The organism is Sulfitobacter sp. 1A12056 (assembly GCF_043558125.1).
Lineage (GTDB): Bacteria > Pseudomonadota > Alphaproteobacteria > Rhodobacterales > Rhodobacteraceae > Sulfitobacter > Sulfitobacter faviae.
In genome coordinates this window covers 40,325-52,899 of the sequence record NZ_JBIFFY010000008.1, presented here as the reverse complement: position 1 = coordinate 52,899, position 12,575 = coordinate 40,325, and the positions used below count along the sequence as shown (strand labels likewise).

The 12,575-nt window shown below is 58.1% G+C and carries 10 protein-coding genes and 2 pseudogenes; 11 read left to right on the top strand and 1 reads right to left on the bottom strand.

Annotated features, from left to right (window positions below; all coding sequences use genetic code 11):
- Positions 1-27 precede the first annotated feature (27 nt).
- Positions 28-978, top strand: coding sequence for a DUF305 domain-containing protein (locus tag ACGYLD_RS14390; RefSeq protein WP_050686576.1), 951 nt, complete (start codon positions 28-30; stop codon positions 976-978).
- Between the two features lie 68 nt (positions 979-1,046).
- A pseudogene (locus tag ACGYLD_RS14385) lies at positions 1,047-1,767 on the top strand (MauE/DoxX family redox-associated membrane protein).
- 2 nt (positions 1,768-1,769) lie between these two features.
- On the opposite strand, the gene ACGYLD_RS14380 reads toward ACGYLD_RS14385, so the two are convergent.
- On the bottom strand, positions 1,770-3,806 hold the full coding sequence (locus ACGYLD_RS14380) for a protein-disulfide reductase DsbD family protein (protein ID WP_394402947.1): 2,037 nt from the start codon (positions 3,804-3,806) through the stop codon (positions 1,770-1,772).
- A 407-nt stretch (positions 3,807-4,213) separates the two neighbouring features.
- Between ACGYLD_RS14380 and ACGYLD_RS14375 the strand changes: the two genes are divergently transcribed.
- The 9 genes and pseudogenes from ACGYLD_RS14375 to ACGYLD_RS14335 all read left to right on the top strand — a co-directional run.
- Entirely contained in the window at positions 4,214-4,915 is a 702-nt protein-coding gene (locus ACGYLD_RS14375; protein ID WP_065331824.1) for an IS6 family transposase, read from the top strand.
- A gap of 1,055 nt (positions 4,916-5,970) precedes the next feature.
- On the top strand, positions 5,971-7,956 hold the full coding sequence (locus ACGYLD_RS14370; RefSeq protein ID WP_009827245.1) for a multicopper oxidase domain-containing protein: 1,986 nt from the start codon (positions 5,971-5,973) through the stop codon (positions 7,954-7,956).
- 26 nt (positions 7,957-7,982) lie between these two features.
- Positions 7,983-8,702, top strand: coding sequence for a copper resistance protein B (locus tag ACGYLD_RS14365; RefSeq protein WP_065335300.1), 720 nt, complete (start codon positions 7,983-7,985; stop codon positions 8,700-8,702).
- A gap of 84 nt (positions 8,703-8,786) precedes the next feature.
- Positions 8,787-9,284: a plastocyanin/azurin family copper-binding protein gene (locus ACGYLD_RS14360; RefSeq protein ID WP_009827247.1), complete on the top strand. Its 498-nt coding sequence runs from the start codon at positions 8,787-8,789 to the stop codon at positions 9,282-9,284.
- Between the two features lie 227 nt (positions 9,285-9,511).
- Entirely contained in the window at positions 9,512-10,045 is a 534-nt protein-coding gene (locus tag ACGYLD_RS14355; RefSeq protein WP_394402945.1) for a copper oxidase, read from the top strand.
- Between the two features lie 10 nt (positions 10,046-10,055).
- Positions 10,056-10,793: a hypothetical protein gene (locus ACGYLD_RS14350; protein WP_394402943.1), complete on the top strand. Its 738-nt coding sequence runs from the start codon at positions 10,056-10,058 to the stop codon at positions 10,791-10,793.
- A 5-nt stretch (positions 10,794-10,798) separates the two neighbouring features.
- Entirely contained in the window at positions 10,799-11,320 is a 522-nt protein-coding gene (locus tag ACGYLD_RS14345; protein ID WP_394402941.1) for a hypothetical protein, read from the top strand.
- 105 nt (positions 11,321-11,425) lie between these two features.
- Complete coding sequence (locus ACGYLD_RS14340; protein ID WP_394402939.1) at positions 11,426-12,145, top strand: response regulator; 720 nt, start codon at positions 11,426-11,428, stop codon at positions 12,143-12,145.
- A pseudogene (locus ACGYLD_RS14335) lies at positions 12,142-12,501 on the top strand (two-component sensor histidine kinase); the annotation flags it as partial. The gene ACGYLD_RS14340 and the pseudogene ACGYLD_RS14335, both read left to right, overlap by 4 nt.
- Positions 12,502-12,575: the final 74 nt, after the last annotated feature.

The window sequence follows — 12,575 nt, the reverse complement described above, 5'->3', positions numbered from 1 at the left end:
AAATAGAATCCATGATGGAGAGATCAGATGTCTGAAGATGCGATCGGGAAATCTCGTGGCGGGTCCGATACCCGTTCAAGTGAAGGTGCAGCACATTCGGGAGGCCATTCAGGTTCATCCTATGGCCGGTTTCTGGCGATGGTCGGCACATCGACTGCGATCATGTTCGGCCTGATGTACATCAACTCGTACTCCTTCGAACATGTCTACTGGAGCGAAACCCGATTTTACATGACGTTCATCATGGGCGCGACGATGGCGACCGTGATGCTCCTTTTCATGTTGAACATGTACAAGAACAAGGGCGTCAACGCCGCGATCATTCTCGGGTCTGTCGTGATGTTCGCCGGCGCGCTCTGGCTCGTGAGAAGCCAGGAGACCATTCAGGACGAAAGCTGGATGAGCGCGATGATTCCGCACCACTCCATTGCGATCATGACAAGCGAACGGGCCGAGCTGACAGATCCAAGGGTCGAGGCGCTGGCTTCGGAAATTGTGACGGCGCAAAACCGCGAAATTTCCGAAATGCGTTTCCTCATAGATGACATTGAGGCAAATGGCGAAGCCGGTCCTGAATGGCCACTTGGTGAAGCGGACGGTCCGGCTGAAATGGAGGGGCTTCAAGAAGCGATTGCAACCCCGGTGATTGCCGGAATCCGTCCTGCACCGCTCAAAGCCGAAGAAATAACACGCGCACTGGGGTCCGACGGACAATGCCGTTTCATTCGCGCCGTGAACGCCGATCCCATTCTGGTCACGGACGGGGCGGGGAACGGCGTCGCCAAGATATCCGGATCGCTGGTCAACTTCACGTCGCAAGACACAGTGACGTCCGGTGGCGTCCTGTCTGCCGATGGTGGCCAATTCACGCTGGCGCCGGGTGACGCGGACGGTGAAGACGCCACCCTGCTGTTTGAATTGACGGGAGAGACGCCTCTGACTGTCGGATTTACCGGGTATTGGACCTGCAACGGTTAAAGGATTTAAAGGAACGCGTCATGACGAGAGAGGCAAAATCCACCCCGAAGACGGCGGTTTTGTACCGAATGGTGATGGAGGAGCATGTTTGTCCCTATGGGCTGAAAATCGAAGGACCTGCTTGAGCGGGAGGGGTATTCGATTGAGGACCGGCCTCTGAACACCCGCGAGGAAACGGATGCTTTCATGGAAGAACACGGTGTCGAAACGACTCCGCAGACCTTTATCGGCAATGAAAGAATTGGTGGCTATGACGCGCTGAGGGAATTTTTCGGCCAGGACGTAAAGGATGACGACGAGACGACTTATCAACCCGTCATTGCGATATTCGCGGTCGCATTCCTTATGGCGCTTGGTCTCAGTTGGGCGTTTTACGGTTCGATCCTGACGCTGCGGGCATTCGAGTGGTTCATCGCGATCTCGATGAGCTTTCTTGCTGTTCAAAAACTGCAGGACGTCGAGACGTTTTCCACGATGTTTCTGAACTACGATCTGCTTGCCCAGAAATGGGTGCGCTATGGCTATGTCTATCCCTTCGGCGAAGCACTTGCCGGTATTCTCATGGTCGCCGGTGCCTTGGTCTGGATCAGCGCGCCTGTTGCACTGTTCATCGGTACGGTCGGAGCGGCTTCAGTTTTCAAGGCCGTCTACATCGATAAGCGCGAGATCAAGTGCGCCTGCGTGGGCGGCGGTTCAAACGTGCCGCTGGGTTTCGTGTCCCTGACCGAAAACCTGATGATGATATTCATGGGCGTCTGGATGTCGGCGCGTGCGATGGGCCTCTTTTAGGCCTAACCATCCGTTTTCAAAGCGGTCACAGGGTCGCCAAGTGCAGCCCTGCTCAGCGCGTCGAGAACGGCTTCGGACGTCAGAACCTCGGACAGGATGATCCCGTCTGGCGCGTTTGGCCCGTAGACGATGTTGAACGGGATGCCAAACCTGTTGTGGCTTTCCAGATACCGGGAAATGTCAGTGCTGGACCTAGTCCAGTCTGCCCGCATCGCAACGACATTATCACCCCGCAGTTGGTCGACCACGGGCGCACGGTCCAGCACCAGCGTCTTGTTGGCCTTGCACGTCAGGCACCAGTCTGCGGTCACGTCGACAAAGACGGTTTTTCCCTGCGACACCAGTTTCGGTATCTCGGAGCGATCGAACGCGACCCAGTCCTGGCCCACCGCTCTCGTCTGCGGCGGGATTGTCAGCGCCGTCGGCACCAGAAGGCTGAGAACAGCAACCACCACCAGCGCTGTCGGGCGCGTCAATCTGCCCGGCAAACGTATTGTTGCGAGAAGAATGAAAAGGCTCGTCATAAGCAGCACGGTCATGGCCACCCGGCCACCCGCCACCCCTATCAGTACCCAGAGCAGCCAGATCGCGGTCCCGGCCAGAAGACCGGCAAGCACCCATTTGACGACAACCATCCAACGTCCCGGCCTGGGCAACAACCGGACCAGACCAGGCTTCCCCGCCAGAACCAGATAGGGCAGGGAGAGCCCAAGCCCCAGAGCCGTGAAAACGAGAATGACATCAATCGGGCGCCCGGACAGGGCAAAGGCAACCGCTGTCCCCAAAAACGGGGCCGAGCAGGGCGTGGCCAGCACCGCCGCGAAGGCGCCTGTTGCAAAATCTCCGCCATACCCGTCGCGACCGCTTGATCTGGCCAGCCGTGACTGCAACCCGGAGGGCAATGAAACTTCGAACACCCCGAACAGATTGGCAGAGAACACGGCAAGCACCAGAAACATGACGGTCAGGAAAACAGGGCTTTGGAATTGCAGGCCCCACCCAACGGTGACGCCGACGGATTGCAGAACCAGAATGATTGCGGCGAGGGCCCACATGAACACCAGAACGCCAAGCGCCGACATCAGGAACCCATTCCGGACCTCGTGCGCTGGCTTGTTTCCATGATTGAGAACCGATGTCAGCTTGATGGACAGGACAGGCAGAACACAGGGCATGACATTCAGGATCAGACCGCCAAGAAAGGCAAAGGCCGCAATCGCCAGGATTTGCGTCAGATCCGGCAGGTTCGCCATAACCTCGAATGGTGCACCCGGGATGCGGTCTGACCAAGCGGGCTGCGCTGTCACCGCGCGTGATCCATCGGTCAAAGTCAGTTGCAGGGGCGGCGGATCCTCCCCTTGCGCGAGAAGAGGCAGCTTGGCCCAAAGGGCTGTTCCCGCATCATCGGTTCGGATGTCCGGTTTGCCAAAGGTGAATTCCGGCCCCAGTTCCGGAAAGATATCCGGCTTCACAAAGGCATTCGCACTGCGCGCCGTCACATAAAGCGCATCATCCGCGATCACCGCCGTTTCGACAATGATGTCGCTCTCTTCGGGACCAAGCGGCACCCGCTGGGCATACTCCGAAATCAGGCCCGCCGCCTTCGCGTCAATCCCGGTGCCCGCCGGAATTGTCAGTGCGAGATCGAAATCATGCGGCACACAGACAGTCGAGCACGCCAGCAATGAAACACGCGCCTGCAATGTTGCGGACTGGCCCGCAGTTTCGAGAACTGCCTGAATGGGCAGGACGACACGGGTCTTGTAGCCAAAATTCTCGATGCCGAATGCCGTGAAGCGCTCAGGCGCGGGCCAGAGCATCTGTGCGCTCACCAGATTTTCCGATCCATCCCATGAAATTTCAGGCGGCAGACCCACCTCGCCGGGCGAACGCCAATAGGCTTTCCAGCCCTCGGCCAGCTCGACATCCAGGCCAAGGGAAAGGGTTCTGGAGGTTTCCGCGACCCCATTTTCAACGGAGATGAGCCGGGCCGTGATTGTTGAATTCTCGTAGGTATCGCTCGATGCAGCAAAGCCCATGGAGGCCCAAAGGCAAGCCATGAGAAGGAAGAATAGGCGCAACGTGGTTCGCATCATCTTTTGGCTCGCTTCCACCCTTGTCCCGAGATCGAAATCCGAAGCACCTCTATGGCTGCATCTCCCGGTTGGTCAACTTTACAAACGGATACAATGTCGTTTGTGAAGCCATCCCGCTGCGAGAATAACGCGACGAAGTCCGCGTTCGTAGCAGGAAGGCCAATAGAAGCTTTTTTCTTCATTGAACATTTCAATCGCAACCGCGGCCTCCAACCTTCCAGCGCTGGAAATTGAAACCAAATGCGGATGACTTAGTTGAACGCTTAGCAATTGAGAGAAGGAAGAAGAGGTGTTGTCACATTCACGGTCCTGAGGTTGCTGGTTCATTGATCTGGGCGTAGGCGGTGTCGATGCAGACACAAAAGATCAGCTACAAACGCCACCGGTTTCCGCCTCAGATCATCGCTCATATTGTCTGGCTTTACGTCCGGTTCAACTTGAGCCTGCGCGAGGTCGAAGAGCTGATGCTGGAACGTGGCGTCGACGTTTCGTATGAGACAATCCGGCGCTGGAGCGTCAAGTTCGGCCCCCTGATCGCCCACGTTCTACAGCGACGGCAGCCGCGCCCCGGCGATGTCTGGCATCTGGACGAAGTCGTTGTGAAGATCGCGGGTCGGTCATACTGGCTCTGGCGCGCGGTCGACCAACACGGCTTTGTTCTTGAGGAAATTCTCCAATCGAGACGAGACAAGCGCGCCGCAAAGCGGCTTTTGGTCAAGCTGATGAAACGTTGGGGCTTCGTGCCAAAAAGGATCATTACGGACAAGCTGCGCTCCTATGGTGCCGCAAAGCGCGAGGTCGCGCCTGGCCTTGATCATTGGTCACACAAGGGACTCAATAACCGCGCAGAAAACAGCCACTTGCCCTTCCGAAAACGAGAGCGGGTGATGCAAGGCTTCCGATCGCCGGGTGGATTACAACGCTTCGTATCTATGAAGTCTGCAACCCGCAATAGTTTCTCTGTCCCAGCCCGCCGCCGCTCTGCGCTCACCATCCGCTACCATCGGCTCGAAGCATTCGAGGCGTGGAAATCCGCGGCACAGGCCGCTTGATCAACGAACAGCTTGCCAACTTGCAAATTCGGCGAGTTAACGTGACAACACCCTGAATCGATATCGTCGCGGATCAGGTGATGTGATCGAGCGGCGACTAATGTTACTGTATGGCCCTTGCGCGCTAACTCCCGGGCGAAATAGTGATGCCGTCCGCCCATACCGGTGCCTGTGGTTGAACCGTAATGGTTGATTATCACTATTCGGGTCATATTGAGCACCTTGCTGTCTTTAAACTAGGAAAAGTTGCAGCGTTCGCAGCGCTGTGGAGTTCTACGGCTTGGTATGAGTTCCGTCCCAAACACTTGCATTTAGCGGATATTCCGAATGAACTGGCTTACAAGGGCGAAGCTTGGAAAGGCTGTAGCCTCAGAGCGCACAGCGAGAGTTTTTGCAATCCGCTGCATTAATAAATCTCAGAAAAACACAAGCATGTCTGATTGGCACACGATCTCGCTTTCTGACGCTGCACGCAGGTTATTTCAGGGATGTATTGCTGCAGCGAGTAAAGTCCTCCGAACCAGGTCCGCGATAGCCTCTATCAACGTCTGATCGCTATCTCCAGATGAGTTGTTGATCAATTCTTGGATGAGCCTGTCTTTCGCCGATCATCTCTGGAAACCGGGCATAGCAAGCGAGAGATGATCTACATCAAGCGCGTTCGCGAACCTTCGGGCAACTGCGTAGGCGCCCCTTCGCCCTTCCCGAACCAAAGCAAATCACATCAGCAACCACCCACCCTACCGACGGTCAGCACACCCTAACCCCATATGTAACCATATGTATTCTTGATCCTTTGCAGGCGTTCCGGCGATAAAACCTCCAGTTCCACGGAGGGCACGTGAATCATGGATCCGACAAATTCAGAACTCGAAACAGGCCCCGCGCTGACCCTCGCAAGTTGCAAGGCAGAACCGCGCGTAAACGCCCCCCGGCACGTGCCGTGTTCGAAGCGAACTGTGCCGAGCCGGGTGCGACTGACCTCCAAAACGCCGTCGAACCCTTGAGCACGCGCGCTGCGGCACCTTTCAGACAGACTAATACAAGGAAAACGAATGCAATTCTTCAATAGAAAGCAGCTGGCCCTCTGGGATACGGCGCTCAGTACCTCTGAAGAGCTGGCGAAGGGGTTGTCGCGGCGTCAGTTCGGCTTGGCTGCGGCTGCGGCTTTTGCGATGCCCAAAGCGTTGAGCGCGCATGGCTCCACGCAGGTGACCTCTCAGGGAACCTACAATATCACAGTCGACCCGGTGCGCATCAACACGGGCGATTTTCAGAAGATGGGCGTGGGCTACAACCGCAGCCAGATTCCGACGATCCTGCGCTTCAAGGAAGGTGAGGAGGTTACGATAAACGTGACCAACAACCTCAGCGAAAGCACCTCGATCCACTGGCATGGACTTATCGTGCCCTTCCGTCAGGACGGCGTTCCGGGGATCAGCTTCAACGGCATCGCCCCCGGTCAGACCTTTACCTATCGCTTCCCGATCCAGCAGGCCGGGACCTATTGGTTCCACAGCCATTCAGGCCTTCAGGAGCCGGATGGCGCCTACGGTGCGATCGTGATCGAGCCGCGCGGCAGGGAACGCATACCAGCGCACCGCGACTATGTCGTTCAGCTGGCCGACAAACATCCCCATCCGGGCAACCGCATCTTGCGGAACCTCAAGATGCAGTCCGACTACTACAACCGTTCGCAGCGCACTTTTCAGGACCTGATCCGGGACGCCCGCATGGACGGTCTCAAGGCGACGCTGAAAGAGCGCCGCATGTGGGGGCGCATGCGCATGCTGCCGAGCGACGTCGAAGACGTGCAGGGATTTACCTCGCTGATCAACGGTCGCAGCACGTCGCAAAACTGGACCGGTTTGTTCCGGCCCGGTGAGAAGGTCCGCCTTCGGATCATCAACTCCTCCGCGATGACCTACTTCGACATGCGGATACCGGGACTGAAAATGGTCGTCGTGCAGGCTGACGGCAACGATGTGGAGCCTGTCGCCGTGGATGAACTGCGGGTCGCGGTTGCCGAGACCTATGATGTCATCGTCCAGCCTACGCAGAACAAGGTCTATAGCATTATTGCGGAATCCATGGGCCGCAACGGGCTTGTTCGGGGCACCCTGTCACCCAGAGAGGGCTATGCCGGTGCCGTGCCCCGTCTCAGACCCAAGCCCTTGCTCACCATGGCCGACATGAGCGGCATGATGGGCGGTATGGGTATGGATATGGGCATGGGTATGGGCGACCACGTCATGCAGAACATGACCGGAATGAACCACACCGACATGACAGGCATGGACCATTCAAACATGCAATCCAGCCAGCAGCCCCCGATGCCTGCGATGACCCCGTCAGAGGAAAAGCCGAAGAAAAAGACTTCGATGGCTGGGATGGACCATACGCAGATGCAAAAGCCTGCGATGGACGGCATGGACCACACGCAGATGCAGCAGAAGAAAAAGGCACCGATGTCAGGCATGAACCATGCCCAGATGCAGAAGCCCGCAATGGACGGTATGAGCGGCATGGACAGTATGAGCGGAATGGCAATGTCTGATGGCGGCGATCCGTTCTATGTCCCGGGCAGCGGACTGACGCCTGTCGCGTACAACGGCGGCAAGTTCCTGTCCTACGCAGACCTGCGCGCCGCCAGCCCTCGTTACCGTCACCGCGCACCCTCACGCACCATCGTGTTGCGGCTGACCGGTAACATGGAGCGCTACATCTGGTCGATCAACGACGTGAAATACGACGATGCCGCCCCGATCACGCTCCGATACGGCGAGCGGGTGCGCATGCGGTTCATCAACGAAACGATGATGTCGCATCCGATGCACCTGCACGGGATGTGGTCGATCATCGATGCCGGTCACGGTCCGCGCAATCCCATCAAGCACACCGTGAACATCAATCCCGCCGCCACGACGGACATCGAAGTCGAGGCCGACGCCCCCGGTCAATGGGCGTTCCACTGTCACCTCAGCTACCACGCGCGGGCGGGAATGTTCCGCAAGGTCGTGGTCAAGGGACGCGCGGCTTGAGCCGGGAAATACAAAGGACGAACGTAATGAAATACAGTCAACTCGCCGGACTGGCCGGCCTCATCCTTCCTTGGGCCTCGCTCGTGCAGGCTCAGCCCGTCAAACAGACCGAACAGCTGATCTGGGGCGTGCAGGCGGAACAGTTGGAAATTCGCGCACTGGATGACGAAGAGGTCCTTGTCTGGGATTTCGACGCCCTCATCGGCACGGATGAGCTCAAGCTGGTGTGGCGCAGCGAAGCTGAATACGGTCTTTCGTCCGATGAGTTCGAAAGCCTCGAAAACCAGCTACGTCTCCGGTTTCCAATCTCGACCTTCTTTAACGGCGTGGTCGGAGCCTATGCCAGCACACCCGAGGGCGTTCCGGAACGCTACGCGGCTGTCGTGGGGGTAAAAGGGCTCGCGCCGCAGTGGTTCGAGATCGACGCCGATCTCTACCTCTCCGACTATTCGTTCTTCAGTTTCGAGGCGGAATACGAACTGCTCCTTACCAACCGTCTGATCCTGACCCCGAACATCGAGATCGATATGCCGCTGAAGGATGACATCGCCCGGGGGCGGGGTGCGGGTGGCGCAGTCATGGAGATCGGTGCGCGGCTGAGTTACGACCTCATCGACCGTGCGGTCTCACCCTATATCGGCGTCAACTACGAGACCTCGTTCGGCGACACGCGGGACATCACCCGCGCGGCCGGTGGGGATACAGATGAGTTCTCGGTCGTGATCGGTACACGCCTTCAATTCTGAGATTTGTTCCTGCGGGAGCAATCCGGAGGGCTGATGAGTCCTCCGGCCAATACCTGAACCCAAAAGCAACCAAGGACTAAACAGATGAAACATCTACTGCTGACAATCGCACTGGCTTCCTCCTTTGCGGCACCGGGGTTTGCCGGCGAAGCGGCTCACGGAAACAAGTCCGGCGACACCCATGGAGAAATGAAGATCGGCATGCCCGGCGATGCCGCTGCGGTGGACCGCACGGTCGAGATCGACATGGTCGAAACAGACGACGGCGAAATGCTGTTCAAGGGCGGCGATCTGGATTTCAAAGAAGGCGAGACCGTCCGTTTCGTCGTCCGCAACGAGGGCGAGTTGGACCATGAGTTCATTCTCGACTCGCAAAAGAAGAACGCCGCGCACAAGAACGAAATGGCGGATATGAGCGGTATGAATATGGGTCATAATGAGCCCAACCGCATCCGGCTCGCGCCCGGCGAAGATGCCGAAATCATCTGGACATTTGCAAATAACGGCACGTTCGAAGCTGCTTGCCTGATCCCCGGTCATTACGAATCCGGCATGTTCCGCGAAGTCTCCGTTACTCACTAAACGGTCAGTGCGGATCGCGAGCACCGCCTTGCGATAACGTTAATACCAGAACGGGCGTACACCGCGCCCGTTCTTTCCCCCGTTGGGCGCCCGTCTGCGACGATGGTGTACCGCGCCAGCGGCGGTAGTACCCAGATCCGACGTTTGCTGAACCCTTGGGCTCACGGCTTCAATCGATCGAATAAACCCGGTTCTAGAATTTCCCCTACTGCGGAGGCGTTGAGCACATGAAGACATCGTTCAAAACTTGCACCCTCGCGGCAGCGCTCATCTTGTCCGCCCTTTCCGCGCATGCGTCCGATGGCAAAAGCCAGCAACCCCATCTGAGGGCCTACGACCTTCCGGACCATGACCCGATCGGAGAACCCCCCGGCGATGCCACGCCCGACAGGACGGTCGACATCACGGTCAGGGAGACCGGAAGCGGTTACATGCTCTTTGATCCGGATGCGCTTCACATCGAGAACGGAGCGGTTGTCCGCTTTCGGGTCACGAACTCCGGCAAACTCGATCACACTTTCTTTCTCGGCTCCTTCGATGAAGTCACCGAAAACCGGCAATGGATGCAGGAGCATCCGGACATGACCCATGACGCCGCCAACTTCATATCGATACCCAGCGGTGAAACCGGGGAACTGATCTGGAAGTTTTCAGACGTGACCAATCTGGAATTTGCCTGTCTGGTCCCCGGCCACAGAGATGCCGGGATGTGGGGGGGCATCATCGTGCATGATCACCTCGCCTCACCCGCCGGATATTGAGCGCGCTCCAATGTCGCTGATGGACAGGTATCACGTCCTCGTACATGACGTCTCCGCCCTCTTCGGATACGATTACAATGATACGACGCCGGACTGGGTTCATCCGTTCATTCACCTCATTCTGGTCCTGGCGCCGGGATTGCTGATCGGCGTCGCCCTCTATCTCGTCCTGCGCGGTATCCTGCGGCTCTGGAGCCGCCCGGCAAAACCGGTCGCGCGCATGAACCACGTGAGGGGGCTTGATGCCGGGTTGTTCAGCTCGGTCCTGCGCTACACCAGACGGCAGCAGGCGCAGATGATCATGCTGAGCCTTCTCGCGCTTCCGATCCTGTATCTGACCTTGGAACTGCCCAAGCAGATCGTGAACAATGCGCTGGAATCCGCGACTTTCCCGGTCGAGGTTCTGGGCCAGAGTTTGGATCAGGTCATATTCCTGCTGCTGCTTTGCGGGCTGTATTTGCTGTCGATCAGCCTGAACGGACTCATCAAATACACGCTCAACGTCTTCAAGGGCTATACGGCGGAGCGGTTTCTCCGACGCTTCAGGCTGCTGATCTATCGGCGGTGGCGCTCGGATGCGGAGGCGTCCGAGCAAAGCGAGATCGTCCCAATACTCGCACAGGAAGTGGAACCCATCGGCGGCTTCGCGGCCGAAGTCCTGACCCTGCCGGTTTTGCAGGGTGGCACGCTTTTCACCATTCTGCTGTTCATGTTCATTCAGGACCCGATCCTGGGTGCCGCGCGCTGACCGTGTTGCCCATTCAGCTTATTCTGCTCCCGAAGCTGCAGCGCCGGGTGAACACCCTGTCGCGTATCCGGATCAAAGAGGTCCGCGATCTTGGCAGGCAACTGAGCGAGCAGTTGCGCGAACGACAGGGCGCCTCGTCCGGCCTGTCGGCGGCGGGCGCTAGTTTCAAGGCGCTGGAGCAGGTACGCAGAAGGATCTTTCGTCTCAAGTTCTTCATCAAGGCGCTCAACAACTTTCTGACGGCGCTGACACCGTTTCTGTTCTACTCACTTGGCGGATATTTCGTCATCGAAGGCCGGATCACGCTTGGGGCACTGGTCGCGGTCCTCGCCGCGCACAAAGACTTTTCGGCCCCACTGAAGGAGCTTTTCCGATACTATCAGGCGCTTGAGGATACGCGGATCAGGTATCAGGAAATCACGACCTTCTTCGCCGGGACGCCGCCCCGCATGGAAGAACAGCAATCCGCCGGGGTGCACCGGCTGGCGATCCGCAGACCGCCGGAACATGCGCTGTCGCAGACTTGAGGGCTCCTATTGTCCCCCCTGCTCCCGCGACGCGTCAAACTGCCGTTACATTTGGCTACAAAGAGGGGGCGGACATTTACACCGGCGGTTTGATATACACCGGGTATGAGCGAACCTGCCCACATTCTGGTCGTCGACGACCATGACGAGATCCGCAATTCCGTTTCAAGCTATCTCGAACGGAACGGCATGCGAACCTCGGTCGCCGAAAGTGACGCAGAGATGGACGCTCAGCGCGCAAGACATTCTTTCGATCTGATCGTGCTCGATGTGATGATGCCCGGCGAAGACGGGCTGACTGCGTGCAAAAGATTGCGTCAGGAGTGCGGCACACCGGTCCTGATGCTGACCGCCCTCGGAGAGGACGACGACCGCATCGAGGGTCTGGAAGGCGGCGCGGATGATTATCTCTCCAAACCCTTCAATCCGCGCGAGTTGTTGGCCCGGATCAGGGCCATCATGCGACGCAGCGAGAAGAGCCCTCCGCAGGACCCATTCGCGGGCAAGCGCATCCGGTTCGCCCATCTCGAACTGGACTATGACGGACGGACCCTGACCGCCCCGGACGGCACCCGCAATCAGGTAACCTCCGGTGAGCTGAAACTCCTGTCCATCCTGCTCGAACGCCCGCGTATCGTCATGAGCCGCGATGAGCTGCTGGAAATGACAGCGGGGCGCGTGGCCGGACCGCTTGACCGGACGATCGACAATCAGATCAGCCGCCTGCGCCGCAAGATCGAACCGGACGTATTGCGCCCCCGTGTCATCTCCACCGTGCGCAACGGCGGTTACAGCCTGACCTGCGATGTCGAGGTCAGTTCGTGAAAACGCGCCCGTGGAGACTGCGCACGCAGATCTCACTCTTGGTGCTGGGTGTTATCGTCGTGGCGCAGGCGGTGAGCCTCTGGTTCTTCGTTGACGAAAGAACACTCGCCGTACAGGCGGCGATCGGCGCGGAAGCCGCCGGACGGGCCGCCAATGTAGCACAACTGATCGAAGGCGCGCCTCCGGAGCTGCACCCCCAGATCATTCGCGCCGCGACCTCTCCATTGATCCGTTTCAACCTGACCGAAGAGCCGGAGGTTGTGCATACGGATCATGACGCAGGCGGCGCGGTCGAGGCGCGGGTGAGGGCTCTTCTGGGCGATGACTACAGCCGCGACATCCGCATCGAAATCCATGTGTCGCGTAGCCCTTAATTGTGAGATGGGAAATCCAACGAAATCAACGGCTGAGCTTTGCCCTTAAATATGAG

What these genes read in the sequence shown, in the direction of transcription:
- ACGYLD_RS14370 (WP_009827245.1), top strand. Translation starts at nt 5,971, where the DNA reads ATGCAATTCTTCAATAGAAAGCAGCTGGCCCTCTGGGATACGGCGCTC.
- ACGYLD_RS14340 (WP_394402939.1), top strand. Translation starts at nt 11,426, where the DNA reads ATGAGCGAACCTGCCCACATTCTGGTCGTCGACGACCATGACGAGATC.
- ACGYLD_RS14365 (WP_065335300.1), top strand. Translation starts at nt 7,983, where the DNA reads ATGAAATACAGTCAACTCGCCGGACTGGCCGGCCTCATCCTTCCTTGG.
- ACGYLD_RS14350 (WP_394402943.1), top strand. Translation starts at nt 10,056, where the DNA reads ATGTCGCTGATGGACAGGTATCACGTCCTCGTACATGACGTCTCCGCC.
- ACGYLD_RS14390 (WP_050686576.1), top strand. Translation starts at nt 28, where the DNA reads ATGTCTGAAGATGCGATCGGGAAATCTCGTGGCGGGTCCGATACCCGT.
- ACGYLD_RS14375 (WP_065331824.1), top strand. Translation starts at nt 4,214, where the DNA reads ATGCAGACACAAAAGATCAGCTACAAACGCCACCGGTTTCCGCCTCAG.
- ACGYLD_RS14380 (WP_394402947.1), bottom strand. Translation starts at nt 3,806, where the DNA reads ATGGGCTTTGCTGCATCGAGCGATACCTACGAGAATTCAACAATCACG.
- ACGYLD_RS14355 (WP_394402945.1), top strand. Translation starts at nt 9,512, where the DNA reads ATGAAGACATCGTTCAAAACTTGCACCCTCGCGGCAGCGCTCATCTTG.
- ACGYLD_RS14360 (WP_009827247.1), top strand. Translation starts at nt 8,787, where the DNA reads ATGAAACATCTACTGCTGACAATCGCACTGGCTTCCTCCTTTGCGGCA.